General features: G+C 65.9%; 22 protein-coding genes. 4 read left to right on the forward strand and 18 right to left on the reverse strand.

The window, feature by feature from the left end; all coding sequences use genetic code 11:
- Window positions 1–77 precede the first annotated feature (77 nt).
- Entirely contained in the window at window positions 78–227 is a 150-nt protein-coding gene (locus ACV229_RS02595) for a hypothetical protein (protein ID WP_448081950.1), read from the forward strand.
- Between the two features lie 57 nt (window positions 228–284).
- Here ACV229_RS02595 and ACV229_RS02600 read toward each other — a convergent pair whose 3' ends face one another.
- The 3 genes from ACV229_RS02600 to ACV229_RS02610 form a co-directional block, all read right to left on the reverse strand.
- Window positions 285–1,175, reverse strand: coding sequence for a PhzF family phenazine biosynthesis protein (locus ACV229_RS02600; RefSeq protein WP_448081569.1), 891 nt, complete (start codon window positions 1,173–1,175; stop codon window positions 285–287).
- A 79-nt stretch (window positions 1,176–1,254) separates the two neighbouring features.
- Complete coding sequence (locus ACV229_RS02605) at window positions 1,255–1,983, reverse strand: transporter substrate-binding domain-containing protein (RefSeq protein ID WP_448081570.1); 729 nt, start codon at window positions 1,981–1,983, stop codon at window positions 1,255–1,257.
- Window positions 1,984–1,991: 8 nt separating this feature from the next.
- Complete coding sequence (locus ACV229_RS02610) at window positions 1,992–3,191, reverse strand: pyridoxal phosphate-dependent aminotransferase (protein WP_448081571.1); 1,200 nt, start codon at window positions 3,189–3,191, stop codon at window positions 1,992–1,994.
- 160 nt (window positions 3,192–3,351) lie between these two features.
- Here ACV229_RS02610 and ACV229_RS02615 point away from each other — a divergent pair, with 160 nt between their 5' ends.
- Together ACV229_RS02615 and ACV229_RS02620 are read left to right on the forward strand one after the other, a co-directional pair.
- Window positions 3,352–4,785 (forward strand): aminotransferase-like domain-containing protein, encoded by a 1,434-nt coding sequence (locus ACV229_RS02615; protein WP_448081572.1) that lies wholly within the window; start codon window positions 3,352–3,354, stop codon window positions 4,783–4,785.
- A gap of 253 nt (window positions 4,786–5,038) precedes the next feature.
- Window positions 5,039–5,869: a 3-keto-5-aminohexanoate cleavage protein gene (locus ACV229_RS02620; RefSeq protein WP_448081573.1), complete on the forward strand. Its 831-nt coding sequence runs from the start codon at window positions 5,039–5,041 to the stop codon at window positions 5,867–5,869.
- Between the two features lie 315 nt (window positions 5,870–6,184).
- On the opposite strand, the gene ACV229_RS02625 is transcribed toward ACV229_RS02620, so the two are convergent.
- From ACV229_RS02625 to ACV229_RS02690, 14 genes are all read right to left on the reverse strand, one after another.
- Window positions 6,185–6,511 (reverse strand): hypothetical protein, encoded by a 327-nt coding sequence (locus tag ACV229_RS02625; RefSeq protein ID WP_448081934.1) that lies wholly within the window; start codon window positions 6,509–6,511, stop codon window positions 6,185–6,187.
- A 253-nt stretch (window positions 6,512–6,764) separates the two neighbouring features.
- Window positions 6,765–7,397 carry a type II secretion system protein gene (locus tag ACV229_RS02630; protein ID WP_448081574.1) on the reverse strand — a complete coding sequence of 211 codons (633 nt, stop codon included), beginning with the start codon at window positions 7,395–7,397 and terminating at the stop codon, window positions 6,765–6,767.
- Window positions 7,394–7,783 carry a type II secretion system protein gene (locus ACV229_RS02635; RefSeq protein ID WP_448081575.1) on the reverse strand — a complete coding sequence of 130 codons (390 nt, stop codon included), beginning with the start codon at window positions 7,781–7,783 and terminating at the stop codon, window positions 7,394–7,396. The genes ACV229_RS02630 and ACV229_RS02635 overlap by 4 nt, the downstream gene beginning before the upstream one ends.
- 9 nt (window positions 7,784–7,792) lie before the next feature.
- Window positions 7,793–8,317 carry a type II secretion system protein gene (locus tag ACV229_RS02640; RefSeq protein WP_448081935.1) on the reverse strand — a complete coding sequence of 175 codons (525 nt, stop codon included), beginning with the start codon at window positions 8,315–8,317 and terminating at the stop codon, window positions 7,793–7,795.
- 24 nt (window positions 8,318–8,341) lie between these two features.
- Window positions 8,342–10,654, reverse strand: coding sequence for a secretin N-terminal domain-containing protein (locus tag ACV229_RS02645; RefSeq protein WP_448081576.1), 2,313 nt, complete (start codon window positions 10,652–10,654; stop codon window positions 8,342–8,344).
- Window positions 10,655–11,284, reverse strand: coding sequence for a hypothetical protein (locus ACV229_RS02650; protein ID WP_448081577.1), 630 nt, complete (start codon window positions 11,282–11,284; stop codon window positions 10,655–10,657).
- Window positions 11,281–11,850, reverse strand: coding sequence for a hypothetical protein (locus ACV229_RS02655; RefSeq protein WP_448081578.1), 570 nt, complete (start codon window positions 11,848–11,850; stop codon window positions 11,281–11,283). The genes ACV229_RS02650 and ACV229_RS02655 overlap by 4 nt, the downstream gene beginning before the upstream one ends.
- Entirely contained in the window at window positions 11,847–12,377 is a 531-nt protein-coding gene (locus ACV229_RS02660; RefSeq protein WP_448081579.1) for a hypothetical protein, read from the reverse strand. The genes ACV229_RS02655 and ACV229_RS02660 overlap by 4 nt, the downstream gene beginning before the upstream one ends.
- Window positions 12,374–13,255: a hypothetical protein gene (locus ACV229_RS02665; RefSeq protein WP_448081580.1), complete on the reverse strand. Its 882-nt coding sequence runs from the start codon at window positions 13,253–13,255 to the stop codon at window positions 12,374–12,376. The genes ACV229_RS02660 and ACV229_RS02665 overlap by 4 nt, the downstream gene beginning before the upstream one ends.
- Entirely contained in the window at window positions 13,236–14,957 is a 1,722-nt protein-coding gene (locus ACV229_RS02670) for a GspE/PulE family protein (protein WP_448081581.1), read from the reverse strand. Before ACV229_RS02670 ends, ACV229_RS02665 begins: the two co-directional genes overlap by 20 nt.
- Before the next feature lie 19 nt (window positions 14,958–14,976).
- Window positions 14,977–16,179: a type II secretion system F family protein gene (locus ACV229_RS02675; protein ID WP_448081582.1), complete on the reverse strand. Its 1,203-nt coding sequence runs from the start codon at window positions 16,177–16,179 to the stop codon at window positions 14,977–14,979.
- Between the two features lie 56 nt (window positions 16,180–16,235).
- Complete coding sequence (gene gspG / locus ACV229_RS02680; protein WP_448081583.1) at window positions 16,236–16,742, reverse strand: type II secretion system major pseudopilin GspG; 507 nt, start codon at window positions 16,740–16,742, stop codon at window positions 16,236–16,238.
- A gap of 126 nt (window positions 16,743–16,868) precedes the next feature.
- A complete protein-coding gene (locus tag ACV229_RS02685; protein ID WP_448081584.1) occupies window positions 16,869–17,543 on the reverse strand; it encodes a response regulator in 675 nt (224 codons plus the stop codon).
- Between the two features lie 30 nt (window positions 17,544–17,573).
- Window positions 17,574–18,158 carry an SCO family protein gene (locus ACV229_RS02690; RefSeq protein WP_448081585.1) on the reverse strand — a complete coding sequence of 195 codons (585 nt, stop codon included), beginning with the start codon at window positions 18,156–18,158 and terminating at the stop codon, window positions 17,574–17,576.
- On the opposite strand from ACV229_RS02690, the gene ACV229_RS02695 reads away from it, so the two are divergent.
- Window positions 18,157–20,070: an ATP-binding protein gene (locus tag ACV229_RS02695; protein ID WP_448081586.1), complete on the forward strand. Its 1,914-nt coding sequence runs from the start codon at window positions 18,157–18,159 to the stop codon at window positions 20,068–20,070. The genes ACV229_RS02690 and ACV229_RS02695 overlap by 2 nt on opposite strands.
- Before the next feature lie 15 nt (window positions 20,071–20,085).
- On the opposite strand, the gene ACV229_RS02700 is transcribed toward ACV229_RS02695, so the two are convergent.
- The gene (locus ACV229_RS02700; RefSeq protein ID WP_448081587.1) at window positions 20,086–20,871 is read right to left on the reverse strand and encodes a response regulator; all 786 of its coding nucleotides are present in this window, start codon (window positions 20,869–20,871) and stop codon (window positions 20,086–20,088) included.
- Window positions 20,872–20,943: the final 72 nt, after the last annotated feature.

Here is a 20,943-nt window from a genome sequence, read left to right on the forward strand (position 1 = left end):
CGCTTTTAGCTACATAGAAATGTCCGCTTTTGTCGCCAAGCTGACCAGCCGCCGGGGCTCCGGCGCTGGAGGCTTCAATGGCAGCGACGGAACGGATCACGATGACGATGCGCGAGCTGGACAGATTCAAGGTGATTCAGGACGTCGCGGGCGGCAAGCTCAAGCCGTGGCGTGCGGCCGAGCGACTCGGGCTGACGACGCGGCAGATTCGCCGGCTGGTTCGATGAAGACGCGTATGTCGCGTCGTTCGCTCCGCATTCGGCGGAGCGGTATTTCGCCCGGTCTCACTCAAGTGCGAGCGATCCGTCCACACAGGTGACGCACGCACCGCCGACACCGACACGCCCTTGCGCATCCACCGTCACCTTGACTCGTCCGTCTCGACCGACACGGCGTCCTTGGGCCGCCACATACTTCTGTCCGCCGGGCGGCAACATGCCGCGTGCCCACTGGAAGGCGGCTACGCTGCCGTTGCCGCTTCCGCAGACCGGGTCTTCCTCCACGCCACAAGACGGTGCGAACGTGCGCACTTCGATTGCCGCGTCGCCGTGCTCGTGATGGCCGAATACGGTCAGGCCGGTGACGCCGACGCGGCGCTCGAATGCCGCCAGCGCGGCAAAATCCGGGCGCAAGTCGAGTACGGACGCCGCATCGTGCAGATGAGCGATGACCCAGATGGGGCCGACGTCCACGGTCGCCGGCGCGCACCGCATGCCCACTTTGCATTCGAGGATGCGCTCGAGGTCCGCGACATCTTCCGCGAGCAGCGGTTCGATCTTCGCGGGCGGCAAGCGGAAAGCGAGCGCGCGTTCTCCGTCATGTTCGTCGACCGTCACTTCGACGAGCCCGATCTCGCATTGCTGGATCAATCGGCCGTTCTGACGCGGCGTAACGCGCCCTGCTTCCAGGATGGCGTGCGCGCTGCCGAGTGTCGGGTGTCCCGCGAAAGGAAGCTCGCTCCGCGGCGTGAATATGCGCAGACGATAGTCGGCGTCCACCGTCTCGGGCGGAAGCACGAATGTCGTTTCCGATAGATTGGTCCAGCCCGCGATCGCCTGCATCGTTTCCGAGGACAGGTTTTCCGCGTCCAGCACCACCGCTACCGGATTGCCCAGAAGCGGCCGGGACGTAAAAACGTCGACTACCTTGAAGGAGCGCTTCACATCGACCTCCATTCAGCATATTCCCGCTTCGAGCGATGGGCAGGAAGCGTTCGGGATCCAGAGCGCCGCACCGGCGCAACTGACAGCGGCACTATTTCGAGACGTTTCCCGCTACCACGCCGTCGATCTCGGTCGCGGTAATGCCGTACCTTGCCATGCGGGCGCGATGGTCGGGCGACCCCAGATACTGGCGGAGCTGCTCGTTCACGGCCTGCAGAAGGTCGCGATTGCTCTTGCTGAACGAGAAGGCGCCGACTGGCGCCCTCGCCTCGTCGCCCGTTTCGTGCGCGACGGCTTCCAGCGCCCTGTTGGCATCCGCAATGACCCGATTGCCGACCGCCGTGGCCGCGAATGCGTCAATCTTTCCCGCAAGCAACGCGGAAACCGCATCGGGCTGGTCCTTGAACATGACGATCTGGATGTCGGTCACGCCCGCCGCCTTTGCAGAGTCGACCTGTATCTGCCCGGGAATGAGTCCCAGCCGTGCGTCGCGTCGCACCGCTACCGAGGCATAGCTCGTCAGTGCTTTCGGATTGCCGCGATGTACGACGAAGCCGTCGCCCAGCGACCAGACCGGCACGCTGAATGCGACGTGCTCGGCACGTTCGGCCGTTGCGAAGATCGGCACGTTCATATCCCAGCGACCTTCCTTCACACCGGGCAGAAGTTCTTCGAACGTGGTCAATCGGTATTCGATGGCTGACACCCCGATCGCGCGAAGCACGACCTCGGCCAGTTCGATGTCCGCGCCCGTTGCGGATCCGTCTTCGCCGGTCCGGTAGAACGGCGGCTCTTCGATGTATGCGATTCTTACCTTCATGGTTTTCCTCATTGGGTAGCGGCGTCCAGAGTCAATGAAAGTGCGGACAATGCAGGGCCGAGGCTTGCAGGCGGCAAATAGCCGAAGCCGAGCCGGAACACACGATCGCTTTCGCCAAACCAGGCCCCCGACGCAAGCTGCAAGTCGTAACGGGGCAGCAGGTTCCAGAAGCGCGCAACGGCATCGTCGTCCAGCGCATCGGAACGCAGACGGACGCAGCACAACGCACCGGCATCCGGCCGCACCCACTCGATACGCTTCACTTCTGTCGCACACCAGCTTGCCACTGCTTCGACGGCGCCAGCGAGTAGCCGCCGCCGGGGGGCAAGTACCGCCTCGCGGTTGCGCAGCAGCGCTGCGGCGAGCGACTCGTCGAGCACCGAACCCGAGATGACGGTGTTCATCTTGGCGACGGTCAGGCGTGCGCGCAGGCCTGCGTCGGCCACCGTGATCCAGCCCGTCCGCAAGCCGGGCGCGCCGAGCGCCTTCGATACGGACGCGCCCGTGACGATCCGCGGATCGAGCGCCGCAACACTGTCGGCCACGACATTGTCGCCATAGGTGGCCTCCCGATAGGTTTCGTCGACGAACAGGATGGCTTCCGGAGCGCGCCGGCTCATCAGCGCAATAAGCTTCTCGATTTCGGCACGGGCGGTCTGAATGCCGGCAGGATTCTGCGGCGAGGCAAGACTCAACAGTCTTGTCTTCGGCGAAAGGCTTGCCTCTATCCGCTCCAGGTCCAGACGATAGCCGCTGTCGAACGACAACCGGACTTCACGGACCGTCACGCCGGCGCCGAGCAGGCTGTCACGGCACGGCGGAAAACATGGCGTCACCAGTACGGCCTCGTCACCGGGCCGGCAGACTTCGAATGCGAGCAGAAAGAGTCCGAGCGCCGTGCCTTGTGTCGTGACGATCTGCGCGGCCGGAATCTTGCAGGCATCCGCGATTGCATCGCGAAGCACATCAGCGCCGGCCGATTTGCTATAGCCGAGCTTGAGATCGCGTATGCGCTCGAGGCCGGCCAGGTCGAGTACTTCGCCGACCGTCAGGTCTTGCGACGTGCTCTCCGCCAGGTTGAAGGGGCGATTCACGTCGAGGAGCGAAATGATTTCGTTGTACGGAAATCTCCCCCGCCACTCGCCGGCATCGGTTCGGTCGAAGCCTGACCGTCGTTTTCCGTCGACATCCTGCTGGAAAGCCTGCATGCTCGTGCCCCTCGTCTACGCTCGGAATACATGCATCGTAGCGTTCGGGCGCCAACCATAACAGCCACAATTTTCTGCGGAATGGACCAGCACAATTTCGCGTGGCGCGCTGCGGATTCCGGACCGATAATCGCGACATTCTTCGATACGAGGTCATTCCGTGGACTCGCACGCGTCATACCGCTACAAGCTGTTGGCCGACCTCATCGTCGGGATGATCGACAACGGCACGCTCGCGCCGGGCACGCGCCTGCCGTCGGTGCGCGCGGTCAGCGAACAGCACCGCATCAGCGTCTCCACGGCGCTGCAGGCGTACCGGTTGCTCGAAGATCGTGGCGTCCTCGTCGCGCGGCCGCAGTCGGGCTTTTACGTCGCGGCCGCACACCGAGGCACACTCGCGTTGCCGTCAGCTTCGCGTCCGCGCGCGAAAGCATCGACCGTGTCGATCAGCGGCGCCGTCGCGGCGCTGCTCGAGCACGCGGCCAACTCGGCGCTCGTTCCGCTCGGCTGTGCCGTGCCCGATCCGGCCTTGCTGCAATCGCAGCGACTGGACCTTGCGCTTGCACGCGCCGCGCGCCAGCACGGCGTGCGCTACAACGTCTATTCCCCGCCGTACGGTGACCCGCGTCTGCGCCGGGAAATCGCGAAGCGGGCGATGCGATTCGGGCATGCGCTATCGCCGGACGACATACTCGTCACGAGCGGCTGTACCGAGGCGCTGACACTCGCGCTGGGCGCGGTCGCGAAGCATGGCGACACGATCGCTGTCGAATCCCCGACTTATTTCGGCTTGCTGCATACGCTGGAAGCACTCGGCCTGAAGGCGCTGGAGCTGCCGACGGACCCGACGCACGGCATCGACATCAGCGTGCTCGCGCGCTGGCTTGAATCAAAATCGGTCACGGCTTGCGTGCTGTCGTCGGCGTTCAACAACCCGCTCGGCTCCGTGATGGAAGAGGCAGACAAGATCGCACTCCTGAAGTTGCTCGCGCGGCACCACGTGCCGCTGATCGAAGACGACGTCTATGGCGATATTCATTTCGGTCGCGAACGGCCCAAGCCGTTCATCGCGCTCGACGGCGGCGCCAATACGATCTACTGCAGCTCGTTTTCAAAAAGCCTCGCGCCGGGCTACCGGATCGGCTGGATCGCTGCGGGCGCCCGTGCGCAGCAGGTGATGGAACGCAAGCTCGCGTTCAGCCTGTGCGGCCCTGCCCTGCCGCAGGTCGCGCTCGCGGATTATCTGGCGAGCGGCGCCTACGAAACGCACTTGCGCCGCCTCCGCCGCATCCTCGAAGAGAATCTCGCGCGCATGACGCGCACGATCGAGGCGAGCTTTCCGCCCGACACGAAGGTGAGCCGGCCCGCCGGCGGATTTGTGCTCTGGCTCGAATTGCCGAAACGATTCGATTCGCGCGTGTTGTTCGACGAAGCGCTCGAGCACGGCATTTGCTTCGCGCCCGGCGATGTCTTCTCCGCGACTCGGCGCTTCCGGAACTGCTTGCGCCTGAGCGCCGCATACGCGTGGAGCAGCCGTATTGAAGAAGGTGTCCGGCTGTTGGGAAAACTCGCACGTGCTCAGCTCGCTCGCTGAATGCGAATGGGACGATCATGATGACGATGCGCACGCTGGACAGGTCAGGGTCGGCTCGGTGCTAACCCGTAATGCGTTCGATCATCGAGCGCGATTGAGCGATAACCGCTCATGACGTGCGTCAAGGCAATTGTGTGGGCCGCGGTGCGGACCTATGCTCCGTTCACCCAATGCCTTCAATGCCGCATCGGATGCGGCGCCGCACGGATGCGCGCGGCGCCCCGCCCCGACCGCTCATCATCAGGAGATCGACATGAGCTCACCCTGCATCATCACCGTCGCGATCACCGGGTCCGTACCGCGCAAGAAGGACAACCCGGCCGTGCCGATCTCGGTCGCCGAGCAGATCGAAAGCACGCATGAGGCCTACGAGGCCGGCGCCACGCTCGTGCATCTGCACGTGCGGGACGAGGAGGAAAAGTCCAGCTCCGACCGTTCGCGTTTTGCCGAGCTCCAGGACGGCATCCGCAAGCACTGCCCGGGCATGATCGTGCAGTTCTCGACGGGCGGCCGCGGCCGCTCGTTCGAGCAGCGCGGCGCCATGCTCGACCTGCGTCCGGACATGGCGTCGCTCGCCACGGGGTCGGTCAACTTCCCGACCATCGTCTACGAGAACCCGCCCGACTTCATCCGCTCGCTTGCATCGACGATGCTGCAGTACGACGTCAAGCCGGAGATCGAGATTTTCGATCTTGCGATGCTGTACAACACCGTCGACCTCGTCCAGCAGGGCCTGCTGAAGTCGCCCGTGCATGTCCAGTTCGTGTTCGGCGTCAAGCATGCGCTGCCCGCGCGGCGCGAAATCCTCGCGTTCGAAGTCGAACAGCTCCGCGCGTTGCTGCCCGACGCGACCTGGACCGCCGCCGGCATCGGGCGGCACCAGCTCGAGGTGAACCACTGGACGTTGCAGATGGGGGGGCATTGCCGCACCGGCCTGGAGGACAACGTGCGCTGGGACAAGGACACGCTTGCCTCCAGCAATGCGCAGCTGGTCGCGCGGGTGGCCGAGCTTTGTGCCGAGTACGGGCGCCCGGTCGCCACGCCTGCCGAGGCCCGCGCCATTCTCGGCCTGAGTGCAGCTTGAGTGCAGCTTGAGTGCAGCCTGAGCGCACCGCGCATCGATGTCGACGCGGACACCGGCAGCCCACCGGTCCGCGTTTCAAACTCACGCGGGACAGATAAAAAAAAGCCCGCATTACGCGGGCGAGCTTCGCTCTGAGAATCCTTTGTCCAAAAGGATGGCTGATCCTACACCTCGAAAATCCGGCGTTCGAGACGCGTAAACCCGCTTGCCGTTTACCCGCCCGGCGCAACGACGACCCGTGACAGCGTGCGCCGCCTGCCGACGGGCAAGCGTCGGGGACCGCCCCGGCAGACTGCGCCGGGGCGGTCGGAACATTCAGTGCAGTTGACGCTGGAGATCGGATAGCTCCGAATGCATTGAAGTCACTGCGCTCCTGATCTTGGCATCGAGGCCGCCGGCCTGCTGGCAGGCGCGCTCGGCGCGATCGCCGATCCGTTCGAGATCGTCGACCCATTGCCGGATGCGGCCTTCGTCATGGGATGCGATGACCTTTTTTGCCGACTTGCATTCCCGGTCCAGCTCGTCCATCCAGTTCATCAGATCCTTGGGGATCGTCTTGTCCGAATGGCACGTCCGTGACGCCTCGCTGACCGTTTGCTGCAGATGCGTGAAGCGTTGCTGAAACTCACTGGCTTGCAACATGATGTCCTCCTTCCCGAACGTCAGTCCGGCATGAGCGCGGGCAGCAGATTGGGCCGCGTTGCCCGGTCGATCGCCGAACGCGGGCAGCAGCCGTGGTGGACACATGTTGCGTTGCGCCAGAGCGGCTTTCCGGCCCGCGAAGAACGGGCTTCTAGTGTAGGTCACGAGCGCGCGGCCGTTCGTCCCGCGCTGCGCGTTCCCGTCGACCGGCGGCGACACGTCAGGGGCGCACTGCCTTTCCTGACCCCACACGTCAGCGCAGGCCGGGCGGTGACTGTCCGGGCAGGTATCCGCCCGCGAATCCGGACAGGCTCGGAACGCTGGCCGCCTGATCGGGCGCGGCCGCCACTGCATCGCTGGCCGGCATGCTCAGCCCGGGCGCGAGGTAAAGAAACTTCCACTTCCTGTAAGTCTCGTCGCCGTCGAAATCCGAGTAGCGCTGCGGAAATTCCGCGCGCTTGACCGGCGCCTGATCCGAGCTGCTGTAGACGCCGTAGAAACGATCGGCTCGCCACAGGAAGCCCCAGTCGTTCTGTCCGGTGATCGGATCCGGATACGCGCGGCGCAGATGGTGCATCGGCTTCGGAAAACGGGTGTCGTTCAGCAGATCGTCGACGGTCAACGGGTAAGCACGACCCAGTTGATAGTACCGAACGATCGCTCTCCGGTACTGGTCGCCGACGAACAGCAGCTGCTTCTCCTGCTCCCGGCGCCGTTGCAGCGCCCAGACATCGAGCGCGCCCGACAACGCGATCGACATCAGCATCAGCGCGATCAGCAGCGCCAGCAGCACGAGCCCGCGCTGACGCGCGGCGCGCGGGCGGCGGCGAATCGCACACGCGTTCGCGCGGACGCCGCCGCACGCAGCCCGGCCGGCGTGGCTCATTTTGCCGCTCCGGTGGTGCGCGGCGGCTCGCCCTGCGGGCTGCTCGCTGGCGCCACGTCGTAGACACCCGGCTTGGTCTCGTCCGGCGACGCGATCACTGCCCATTTGTCATCGCCATTCACCGGATCGAGCGGGATCGCGCGCAAGTAATGCTTCGCGACCAGTTCGTCGAGCGTCTCGGGGTACTGGCCGTTGTCGCCATAGTACTGGTCGATCGCATTGCGCATCACCGAGACGTTCTGCTGCCGCACCTGCTCCTTGCCGCGTTCGATGGCATGCATGTAACGCGGCACCGCCAATGTCAGCAGCAGGCCGATGATGGCCATCACGACCACGATTTCGATCAGCGTGAATCCACGAGGCCTGCGCATGCGAGCGGGTTTCATGATGCGTCGTCACCATTGTTTGTACGGGATGCCGTTGATGCCGACGCGCTCGGATTTCGAGGTCACGTCGAACACGTCCTTGTCGGCTTCCTGATTCCCGGACGCCTCGCCGGCCGCCGCCGGATCCGGCGGCGTGCCGTAGGCGCGCACGTTCCAGGTCTCCTCGGCAGGCGTATCCGGATCGCCGGCGAAGAACGGGTCGCGCGGCACCCGGCGCAAGAACATCAACAGGCCGCCGTTGGGATCCCTGGCGTCCTTCACGCCCGTGACGAGCACCGTCAGCGACGGGGGATAGCCGGACGCTTCCGCTTTCTTCTCGATCTTCCCGGCGTCGCTCGCGTCTTTGTACGCGTCGAGCGCGGTGCGGATCTCGCGCAACGCGACACTCAACTCCTGCTCCTTCTGTCGCTGCACGATCAGTTCGGAAAACGGCATGATCGCGAGCGCGAGGATGCCCACGAGCGCCAGCGTGATCACCATCTCGATCAGCGTGAAGCCATGGTGGCTGCGCCGACCTCGGCCGCCGACGCGCATCGTGCCGTTCCGGGTCGCCACGGTTCAATTCCCGTTCTGAATCGGGTGAAGCGGGTTTTCGCTCGGGATGTCGCCCGCGGGCATCTGCAGCGTCGGAGGCGGCGGTGCCGCCGCAGCGGGCTGCGCGGCCGGCTGCGGCGTCGCCACCGGCGTCACGGCGGTGCCCGGAGCCGGCTCCACTTCGTTGCCGGCCGGTTCCGCCGCCTGCGAAGCGGCGCCCGCGGGCGCCTCGCCTTGTGCAGGCGCCGCCGCCGGTGCGGGCGTCGCCGCGGGCGCGGGCAGCGCCGGCTGCGGCCTCGAGAAACGCCCGCCGTACGGTTCGGGCGGCGGCGTCGTCCGAGGCGCCGCGGGCAACTGGCCGAACGCGCCGGTCTCGGCCGACGGCTGGGCACGGTTCGCCGCCGCGTTCAACGCCGGCGACGAAGCGCCGCCCGACGTACCGCCGCCCACGTGGCCGGGAACCGCTCGCACGGCCGGCTTCGCGTCGGCAGCCGGTGCGGCGGGGGCGTCCGCGTTCTGTGCGACGGGATCGAGCCGCAACTGGTCCGCATGCACGTTGACGTCGGTGCCCGACCACACCTCCTGCGTGTCCGCATCCGCCGCGACCTGCGGCCGAACGATGTGCGGCGTGATCTGCAGCACGATCTCGGTCTTCTTGTGGTCGCCGCCGTGATCCGAGAACAGGCGGCCGAGCAGCGGCAACTGTCCGAGGCCCGGCACCTTGTTCGCGTTCTGGCGGTCCTCATCCGAGATCAGCCCGCCGAGGATCTGGGTTTCACCATCCCGCAGACGCAGGCTCGTCGACGCGCTGCGCGTGCCGATCTGATAGGCGAGCGAACTCAGGCCCTGCGCATTGCTGGTCGAGATCGTATTGGTGATGTTGCTGACTTCGAGATTCAGCTTGATGCCGACGTCGCCGTCGCGATAGACCTGCGGCTCCACTTCGAGCTTGATGCCGACGTCGAGGTACTGGATCATCTGCGTGTACGATGGTCCGCTCGTGCTCGGCGTGCTCGAACTCGAGATCACCGGCACCTTGTCGCCGATCATGATGCGCGCCTTCTCCTTGTTGCGCGTGCGGATGCGCGGGCTCGCGAGCAGATTCGCATCGGTATCCGTGAGCTTGAAGTCCGCGGTGGCGGACAGGCCGCTGACATTCAGCGCATTGACCGGCAGATGGTGCAGCGCGCCCCACGTATTCACCGAGCTCGGCGTCGATACCGTGAACGAATTGGGCCAGTCGATGCCGAGCTGCGACATCCGTTCGTGCGACACCTCCAGCACCTGGACTTCGAGCATCACCTCCGGCTCCGGCAGGTCCTGCGCGGCGATCATCTCGTCAGCGACCTTGATCATGTCCGGCGTGCCGCGGATCGTCACCGTGTTCGCGCGCTCGTCGATCACGGCCTCCTTCACCTTCAGCAGGCCCTTCAGCAGCGACTGGACCTGCTTCGCGTCGACGTTCGACAACTGGAACGTGCGCACCTTGAGTTCCTGGTACTCGAGCTCCTTCGCGGGGGTCGCCGGGTAGATGAACAGCGTGTTCGCGTTCATCTGCTTCTTGTCGAGCTGGTTCTGCAACAGGATCATGTCCACCGTGTCCTGCAGCGACGCGTTCTGCACGAAGATCGTCGTCTTCAGGTCGGCACGCACGTCGCGGTCGAAAATGACGTTCAATCCCGACGTGCGCGACAGCGCCTCGAACACCATCCGCACGTTCGCGTCGCGGAACTGCAGCGACACCGGCGTGCGCATGATCGACGAAGCGGCGAGCTTGTCGTCCCGTTCCGCATGCTGCTGCCGGCGCTTTTCGTCGAGCTCCCGCTGCATCCGCAACGCCATCGCATTGGCCGGATCCTCGACCAGCACGCGGTGCACGCGTTCGGCCGCCTGCGCATACGAGCCGCGCTTCATCATCCGGTCGGCTTCCTGCAGGATCGCCAGATGCTTGCGATCCTGCTCGATCATCGCGCCGAGCTTGCGCGCGCGTTCGCTGGACGGATCGAGTTCGGTTGCCATATAGACGGACCGGGCCGCGTCGTCGAACTGGTTGTCCTGGCGAAACTTGTCGGCGTTGTCGAGGAGCTGGTTGATTTCGGCGTCGCGGTTGTGCATCGCGTCGATCTTCACCTGCGCATTGGTCGGATCGTCGTGAAGGTTCGGCACGTGCGCGCAGCCGCCGCACGCGAGCAGCGCCGCGGCGATCGCCAGTGCGCGTTTCGTCGCGAGCCGGCTTGCCGGCGTGCGCCGGGGATCGAACGGGTCGACAGGCGGGAGGTGTGTCGATGGGCCGCTGTCCCCGCCGCGGCGCGCACCCCTTGTGCGTGAGGTTTTCATCTACTTTCCTTCGACTGGAATGGACACCACCTGCACCTGGTTCAGCGGCAGATAGGTGAGGACCACGTTCGACTCTGAAACGGAGTCGACGCGATACTGGCCATCGATCACGTCGCCTGGCGAAACGATCAGCAACTGATCGCCGTTGCTGAGAAATACCTGCGGTTTCACGGCCTTGGCGTCCAGTTCCCCCACATAGGTGAACGGCACCGGGGGCGCCGACGGCGGCGCCGGACGCGTTTCGGGAAGCGTCGGCGCCACGACGGGCGGCGGCGGCAGCCACGACGAAGCCGTAAACGGATCGTTCGACGCCTCCACGGCAACCGGCGCGCGCAGCGCGGCGAGCTTGTCGTTCGGCGCCGCCGCCGCCGCCGCCGTGCCGGCCGGCGCGGATTGCGATGCGCTCGCTGCAGCCGCGGCGTGCGTGGCCGCCTGAGACGCCGGCGCGGGATGCACGGGGGCCGGTTTCGCACGGATGCTGTCGCGATGCACGGCGCCGAATGCCGCGATCGGCGTCGGCACCCGCGTCGCCGCGACAAGCACGCGATAGCCGACGCCGGCCACGACGATGCAACACAACGCCAGCACGATGCGCCTGCGTGGAGCGGGTTTCATGACGGTGGCGTTCATGGCTGCGCGCTCCGATAAATGAGTTCGAAACGCACGCGCGCGTCGAGGATGTTGCCGTTCACGGCGGGACGCTCGACGTGGATTTCCTGAAGCGCCGCATTCGGCACGTTGTTGAGCACCGACGCAAGAAAATGGCGGATCGTGCCGTACTGGTCCTTGACGGGCAACAGCACCTGATATCGCGCGAAGCGCGCGCCCGAGACGGTCGTCACCTGATACTCGGCGGATCCGAGCGTCAGATGGCTGTCGCGCGCCTGCGCGAAGATCGATGCGATGTCGTCCGCGCTTTGCGAGAAGCGCGGGAAAAGATCGGGCAACGCGTCGAGCGCCACGGCATCCGCCGCCGCGTCGCGCGCGTCGACCTGACGATGGCGCTGCGCCGCCGCGCGCACGATCCCGGCGGGGTCCCGCAGCGCGCGGGTATCGGATTCCACGCTCGCGATCGCCGCAGCCAGGATTGCCGCCGCGCCGATCATCAGCATGCCGGCGAATCCCGGCAGGCCGAACGAGCGCTGCAACTCGAAACGCAGCGTGAGCAGCATGTCGCGCAAGCGGTCGGCTTTCATGGTTGCCTCCAGACGGCCGTGATCTGGAACCGCACGGGTTTTCCCGGCACGTTGTTCTCGACGAGGTGACCATTGAGCACCGCTTCGCGCAGCAGCACGCTCGCCTGCAGATACTTCAGGTAAGCGATCATCGCGTCGAGATCCTTCGCTTCGGCCGTGATGCGGATCTGGCCCTGTGCGGGGTTCTGGTCGATGCCGATCAGCGCGACATCATGGTCCGGATAGTCCTCGACGATCGAAAACAGCGCCTGCCACGGCACGGTCAATTCACTCAGGACCGCCTGGCTCTGCTTTTCCGCCAGCCTGGCGGCCGCCGTCGGCGGCGCCTTCGCGACGTGCCGCTGCGCGAGCGTCCGATGCTGGACAGCGTCCACTTCCGCCTGCGCGCGCGCGCTTTCCGCGTACGCATGCCACAGTCGCGCACCGCACGCGAACAACAGCAGCGCGGCGGCGCAAAGCAGGATCATGCCGCTCGTCCCGGTGCGGGCACGGCGCCGGCAGAAGTCGATATCGAGGATCGGCATCATCGCGCATACTCCATCAGCCGGCGCGCGGGCGACCTGTCGTCCGCGGGCTTGCCCAGCCGGATCACGGCCGCGAAACGCGACTCGAACGGTGCCGGGTCCGTGTCGATCCCGGACAGATAGGTCTTGCAGTCCTCGCGCCTCAGGCCTGCCCGCGTCGCCGAACGTTCGAACAGGTGCTCCGCGAGTTCGGCAAGCCGCGTCGGGTCACCGGAATCGCCGGGAAAGAGCCGCTGCGCATCATAAGCAGCCCAGCCGCCGCGCTCGATCTTGACCGCCTGCATCAACTCGTCGGCGACGAACAGCAGCAGCGCATCGCCGCTGGCCGCCACCGCCACGCGATTCAGCATTTCCGGAAGACACAATCTCAAGCTGCGGATGCGAATCTCCCCGGATGCGCCCGCGTCGTGCATGCCGTCATGCAGCGAGCGCGATATCGCGCTCGCAAAGAGCGCCCGCCCGCCACGCTGTACGCAGAAGCGCACGACCAGCGCTGCGCCGTCGATGCCGTAGGTGTCGGAGAAATGGGCGAGCGCGATCTCCTCGAGCTCGCGCATGCGCAGCGTGCGAAAGTCGCCGCGCAATATCGCGTGGTGGCACCAGAAATCGTCGAGGACGATGTGCGCGCTGCGCTTCGACGGCTTTGCGCCGCCCTCTTTCGCCGGCGCGGCATCGGCGCCGGGCGTGCCGGCGAGCGCGGCGCGCAATGCATCGAGCACGCCCGGCTCGGCGCCGAACTGCTCGTCGGGGATCGCGACGCTGACCGGATCGATGGCCGGCAAGTGCTTGCGCGCGTGCCACCGTCCGGGCGCACGGATCCCGACGACGATCTCGCGCGTGCCGACGCCGATCGCAACCGGACTATTCGACCATCGTGACACGGTTGATCTCCTCAAGCGTCGTTTCGCCGCACCTGACCAGCTCGATTGCCGCCGAGCGCAGCGTCTTCATCCCGTAGCGCATCGCGGCCGCCTTGATGTGCCCGAGCGGCGCGCGCTCCGACAGCAGTTGCCTCAGCTCGTCGTTCATGCGCAAGGCCTCCGCGATCGCGCGCCGTCCGCGATAGCCGCTGCCGCGGCACATCGCACAGCCCGCGCCGCGCCGGAACAGATAGGTGCCGGTCGTATCCGGGTCGATGCCTGAGCGAACGAGCGCATCCGCATCGACCTTGTCCTCGATCGCGCAATCCTGGCAGCACTGGCGCAGCAGCCGCTGAGCGATCACGCCGTTGAGCGCGGAGACGAAGCTGTACGGATCCACCTCCATGTTCGTGAAGCGGCCGATCACGTCGAACACGTTGTTCGCGTGGACGGTCGTGAACACCTGGTGGCCGGTCAGCGCGGCCTGCACGGCGATCTGCGCGGTTTCCGGGTCACGGATCTCGCCGACCATGATCTTGTCCGGGTCGTGCCGCAGAATCGACCGCAGGCCGCGCGCGAATGTCAGGCCCTTCGCTTCGTTGACCGGAATCTGCAGGATGTCGCCCAGCTGGTATTCGACCGGATCCTCGATCGTCACGATCTTCTCGAGGCCGTTGTTGATTTCCGTGAGAATCGCGTAAAGCGTCGTCGTCTTGCCGCTGCCTGTCGGCCCGGTGACGAGCAGCATCCCGTACGGCATCGACGCGATCGCGCGCATGAAGCGCGTGTCGCCCGGCTGGAATCCCAATGCCTCGAGCGTCAGGCCGCCCGACGCCTGGGAAAGCTGGTAGCGGTCGAGAATCCGCAACACCGCGTCCTCGCCGAACTGGTTCGGCATGATCGACACGCGGAAATCGATCTCGCGGCCGGCGTACATCGCCTTGAAGCGTCCGTCCTGCGGCACGCGGCGCTCCGCGATGTCGAGTTCGGAAATCACCTTCACGCGCGACAGCACCTGGTCCGCGACGTCGCGCCCGTCGGCGCGCCCCACCACGGTGAGCACACCGTCGATACGGCACTTGATCGTCAATCCGTTCGCGCGGCATTCGAGGTGGATGTCGCTCGCGAGCATCTTGAGCGCGTCGTAGATCGTCGAATTGAGCAGGCGCACCACCGGACTGTCGTCGCTGCTGATGCCCTGCAGCGTCAGCGCAAGCGACGCCGGATCGGGCGTGCTCTGGACCGGATCGTCGAACGCGAGCGCGTCCATCGCGCGGATGTCCTTCTCGCGTACGGCCAGGTAGGCGCCGATGTCCCCGGCGCTCGCGAGCGCCCACGCGTAGGGCACCGCCGGCCGCGAGCGCATCCGGTGTTCGACCCAGCCGCGCGTACGTGCATCGAGCGGATCGGCGATCGCGAACAGCAGTGCGTTGCCGCCGTCGGGATCGCGGAAACAGACACACAGGCGCGTCGTCGCTTCGACGAACGGCACCACGTCGAAATCCGGTTCGAGGCGATTCAGGTCGCGCATCCCGATCGGCTTCATCCGGAACTGCGCGGCGAGCTGCGCGCGCATCTCGTCCGCACTGAGGGCCGTTTGCTCCATCAGTACCTCGAGGGCGCGAATGCCGGAGCCGTGCCGCTCGCCGAGCGCACGAAGCTTGTCGCGCAGTTCCACGCCCGCGTCAGGGACGTTTTCCGGTGTGGCGGTGACGGTATCCACGCGTGTTCCCCAATGCGGTCTACTGAATGCTCGACGCGATCTCGAAGATCGGCAGATACATCAGCACGACGATTCCGCCGATGACCACGCCGATCACGATCATCATCGCGGGCTCGATCAGTCGCGAGATCAGGTCGATCGTGCGCGACACCTGCGCCTCCTGGAACGCGGCGATCCGGTCGAGCACGGGCCCGAGGCCGCCCGTCTTTTCGGCGACCGTCAGCAGGCGGTAGGCAATCGCGTTCGCGAGGCCAGCCTGCTGAAACGCATCGGAGATCCTCGCGCCGTTGCGGACCTGCTGCAGCGCGCCCGCGAGCGCGGCCTGGTCCGTGTGACCGACCAGGCCGCGCGCCAGGTCGAACGCGCGCACGGCGGGTATGCCGCCGTCGACCAGCATCGCCGTCGTGCGATAGAACTGCGACTGGCGAAACACGCGGAAGTGTTGCCCGATTCCAGGCAGCGCCAGCAGGCGATCGGCGATCCAGATCCGCAGCGCGGGCCGGCGCAATGCAATGCCGGTTGCCGCGGCCAGCACCGCGAGGCCGGCGCCCAGCCCGGCGCCATGCGCATGCACCATGCCGCCCCACGCCATCAGCAGGCGCGACATCAGCGGCAGTTCGCGCCCGCTATGTTCGAGGAGCGTCGCGAACCGGGGCACGACGAAGCCGAGCAGGAACAGCACGACGGCCGCGCCGACGAACAGCAGAACCGTCGGATAGATCGCCGCCGACACGACGCGTGCGCGCAGCTCGTGGAGCGTTGCGCTGTTGCGCGAGTAGCGGGTCAGGCTGTCGGCGAGACCGCCGGTCTGCTCGCTCGCCTTCACGCACGCAACCAGTACCGGCGGGAAGATGTCGCTCGCGTGCTCGAGCGCCGCGGACAGCGACTGCCCCTCTTCCAGTTGCCGCAGCAGTTCGCGATAGACGTGCGCGGACGCCTCGCGCCGCGCATTGCCGCCCAGCGTGCGCAATGCGTCGACGACGCCTACGCCGGCATCGAGCAGCGCCGCGAGCTCGCGCGCGAACATCTCGACATTGAACCGCGCGCCGGGCATCCCGAGCCGGTTCGCGCCGCGCCGCTGCCGCCGGGCGTCCGCGGCCACCGATACGACGCGAAGGCCGCGCGAGCGCGCGAGCGCCGCCGCGCTCGCCGGTGAGTCGCTGTCGATGCGAAGTGTCTGGACCAAGCCACTCGTATCGAAGACACGCAGCACGAACTTCACGTCGACTCTCCTTGCAGACTTGCCCACGACTGGCGCCGCTGCCTCGCGGCGCAGCCCTACCACGACGAGATCGTCACGTTCTCGCCAGTGCCACCGCCGCGCCCGTCCTTGCCGAGCGAATACAGGTCGTAGTCGCCATGCTCGCCCGGCGAACGGTACTGATACGGACGATCCCACGGATCCGCGGGAACGGCCTTCTGCAGGTAGGGGCCGCTCCACCGCGGCTCGTTCTGCGGCTTGTTCACGAGCGCATCGAGGCCTTCTTCGGTCGTCGGATAGGTACCGGTATCGAGCCGGTATTGATCGAGCGCCTGGCCGAGCGAGACGATCTGCGCACGCGCGATCTTCACGTTCGACTTGCCGACCTGTTCGAAATACCGTGGCGCGACGAGACCCGCCAGCAACCCGATGATGACCATCACGACGAGCAATTCGAGCAACGTGAAGCCGCGGCTTGCGCGCGCGCGGCAAGCGAGCCTGGCGCCACGCCGTGAATGTCCCGGCACGCCGGACCGGATCGAGGTCAATTCGTCGCGCACGGCCCCCTCCCTGTATCGACTCATGGCGTCAGCGCCGCTGAAGCCGTTGATTGCATTCTTGTTCAGGCCGATACGCGCCAGAAGTAGGGAGGGCCGTCCATCGACATGGGTAAAGCCCCCCCAGTTGCGCGCTTCGTTTTTGGAGGGTTTTCACACCCGGTCGTCGTCGCTCAACGCGAGCACGCCGATGTCGATCGCGAAGTGGATCAGGCTGGTCAGGTTTGTGATGCCGAGCTTGTGCATCAGGTTCGCGCGGTGCTTCTCGACCGTTTTCGGGCTGAGTTGCAGGCACTCGCCGACCTGCCGGCTCGTGTGCCCTTCGATGATGAGACGCAGCACCGTACGCTCGCGATTGGTCAGCGTATTCCACAGCCGCGCCTTGTGCGCGTGCTCGTCGTGCATGCCGTGCAGGCCTGCGCGGGCGCGGTATGCGTCGAGACTGACCACGCACTTGCCCTGCATCACGAAACGCATCTCGCGGACCAGATCGGCGAACGACGTGTCCTTGACCACGTATCCGTCCGCGCCGGACGCGAACGATTCCCACACGTTGTCCTCGCTGCGATGGACGGTGAGGACGATGATCCGCGTGTGCGGCGCATTGCGCTTGATTGCGGCGATCGCCTCGAAGCCGCTGCCGCCCGGCATCGACAGATCCATCAGGATCAGATCGGGGAGCGTCAGCGCGGCGAGACGGCAGGCCTCGATGCCGCCGCTCGCCTCTCCGACGATGCAGTAGTCGTCCAGCTCGGAAACCATGCGGCTCAGGCCGACGCGCAGCAGGTGCTGGTCCTCGACGATCAGCACGCGATGTTTTTTTTCCAATTTCGCGGCTCCTTGCCGGACGGGTTGCGCCTAGTTGGATGCGACGACGTCGCGATAGGCGTCGAGCAGTTCCGACGGCGTCGCGAAACCGTCGATGCGCAGCCACGGCTGGCCGGGTGCGGCCCGCAGGAACGTCACCGGCGTGTGGTTCATCTTGTCGCCGCGATAGACGTTGAACGCGCGCTGCGCGGCGATGCTCGCGTCGACCGTGCCGGTGTAGTGCTGCCACTCGGGGCCGGCCTCGAAGCGCGTCGCGTAGGCTTTGAGCCGTGCGGGCGTGTCCTCTTCCGGATCGATCGAGATCGACACGATGTGCACCTTGTCGCGGTCGGGGCCCAGCTCGCTCTGCAGCCGTGAGAGCGTCTGGCTGATCATCGGGCAGATGGTCGTGCAGGTGGTGTAGACGAACGTCAGGACCACCGGCCGGCCGTCGTCCACTTCATCGACCAGCGACACGGTCTTGCCGTCGTCCCGCACGAGCTCGACCGATGGCAGCGTGTATTGGACCATCGAGTGCGTCGTGCCCGGCATGACAGCGTGATGCATGTGCATGGCGGCGCCTTCGGCGGCCTTCCCGTCGGGCTTCGCGACGGCGTTTTCCGAAGTGTCCGGCATGGCTGTCCCGACGACGCTTTCGGCGGGCTTTGCGGTGGCGTTCTCCGAAGCGTCCGGCATGTGCATGGCGGCATCTTCGGTCGCTGTCCCGTCGGGCTTCGCAGCGGTGTTGTCCGAAGCATCCGGCATGGGCATCGCGGCGTCTTCGGTGGCTGTCCCGTCGGGCTTCGCAGTGGTGTTGTCCGAAGCATCCGGCATGGGCATCGCGGCATCTTCGGTGGCGTTCCCGCCAGGCTTCGCGGTGGTGTTCTCCGAAGCGTCCGGCGTGCTGCTCCCGAAGGCGCTTTCGGTCGCGTTCTCGTCGGGCTTCGCGCTCGTGTTCTGCGTCGCATCCTCGATCATGGTCTCGCTGGCGCTCGCGGCGACGCCTTCGGCCGCATTCGCAGCCGGATTCCCGATGGCGTTCCCGCCGGGACTTTCGATGGCGCTGTCGACAGTCGCGCACCATGCAGCGGACGCGGCGAGCGTGACGCCCGCGGCCACGAATGCGCCCAGCGTTGATTTGGCAATCCTCTTCATAGCGGTCTCCCTGATGACAAGCAACGCCGTGATGGCTTCTCTGCCCGCGAATGCAGTGTCAGGAATTTGGGCGCAGGCGTCATTGGATGACGCCACCCAAAGGCAGGTAGGGGAAGTCCGCTTGCTGGAATACCCGCGGTGTGCTGCGGGAAGACCCCCACCACGACCCCGCAATCACCCCGTTGCGACTTGCATCGGTCGCGTCCTAGAATGGCAAAAAACCTTACGATTCCCTGAAGACCGCGTATCGGGAGCTGCCATGATTGAACGTCAGTCCGCAGGGCCGCAGATAAGGCTGCTCGATCTGATCGATGCGATGCGCCAGCTTCGCAGCGCGGTCTGTCCAGGTGAGCGCAGCGCCGGGATCGTCACCGACGCGCGCGGGGCGGCGCTTGCCATTCTCACTGCCGACGGCGCGTTCGTCGCCGTGAATCGCAGCGCCGCGGCGCTGTTGGGCTATTCGAGCACCGACCTCGTCGGCAAGCGCCTGGTCGACCTGGCGCCCGAAGACGTTCACGCCGAATTGACAGACAAATTGTCCGGCAGCGTCGCTCGCCAGTGTCACTCGTTCGATGCGGTACTCAACGGGCGCACCGGTCATTCCGTGCATCTCGTGCTGCATCAGCAAGCGCTTCCCGCCACGGAGACGGGCGTCAGCCTGTTGCTGACGCTGTTCGAAGAACCGCTCACCTTCGAGCCCGAACCTCAAGACGCGGCCGAGGTGCTCGATGCGAGCGCACGCACGCGCCAGGCCTGTCTGCTGATGGGGCAGCAGAAGGAGCGTCATCGGCTTGCCGCGGAACTGCACGATGGCCTCGGTCAGGCGTTGACGCTCATCAAGCTGATGAACGAGGACGCGCTCATGCGCCTTCGGCGCGGCGAAATCGGCGACGCGGCGAATCTGCTCGACGCAACCGTTCTCCGGATCCGCGAGACGATCGGCGAAGTGCGGCAGATATGCGGCGAACTGAGGCCGCCGATACTCGACAAGCTCGGACTGCCCGCGGCATTGGCGTCGCTGTGCCGGCGCATCGAGCGCGACACGGAAACGCTGTCGGTCGAGTTCAATTGCGACGTCGACGACGACGACGTGCCCGAGCATCTGAAGGCGGACATGTTCAGGGTCGCGCAAGAGGCGCTCAACAACATCGTCAAGCACGCGCAGGCCACCGAGATCTCGCTCGGCTTGCGTCACGATGCGGGCGGCGTGCTGCTGACGATCCAGGACAACGGCATCGGCTACGAGAGCCACCCGCTCATGACAGAAGATGCGCACACGACGGGCCTCGGTCTGATCGGCATGCAGCACCGCGTCGAGTCGCACGGCGGCACGTTCTCGATCCGGTCGTCGGCGACGACGGGGACGCTCGTCTCGGCGGCCTGGGCGCTCTGACGTGCGTGATCGCAATCAGCCCTTCGCCTCGTCCAGCGGATAGTCGTCCAGTCGTGCCTGCGCATCGGCGTCGTCCGCCTCACCCACGTCGTCGATCGGGTGCGCGGGCGCGTCGTCCGCATTCGGCTCCGCGCACTTCGCCGCGAGCGACGTCAACAGGCCCATGCTCATCGCGACGAGCACCAGCTCCGTCAGATTCGCGATATGGAGCTTGTGCATCATGCTCGCACGATACTTCTCGATCGTCTTCGGGCTCAGATTCAGGTATTGACCGACCTGCCTGTTGGTACGCCCTTCGGCAATCAGCTTCAGCACGCTGCGCTCGCGCGCGGTCAGGATGTCCCAGGCCTTTCTCGGTGCAGGCATTTCCCGGCCGCTCACGAACGAGTCGACCATGTACCCGTACACGTCTGCGCTCAGGTGCTTCTTGCCCTGCATGACCGTTCGCATCGCGAGCAGCAGCTCATCGAACGAAACGTCCTTGAGCACGTAGCCGTCGACGCCTGCGCGCAGCGCCTCCCGCACGTATTCCTCGCTCTGGTGAACCGTGAGCGCGATGATCCGCACGTTCGGCGATCGTCGCTTGATCGTTGCGCTCGCATCGATGCCGTTCATCCCCCGCATCGACAGATCCATGAGCATCAGATCTGGGGCGAGCGTCATCGCGTGGTGACACGCCTCCTTGCCATCCCTCGCTTCGCCGACGACGTCGTAATCGCCTTGCGCGCAAAGCATTGAACGCAGACCATTTCGCAGAAGATCATGGTCCTCCGCAATCACTACGCGATATTTTGTATTCACGTCTTCCACTCCCGGTTGCCACCCCCCCGGGACCTGCGCCGCGTTCAGGTCGACGCGCTTTTGCGCAATTCC

Source organism: Burkholderia sp. MR1-5-21, assembly GCF_053427715.1.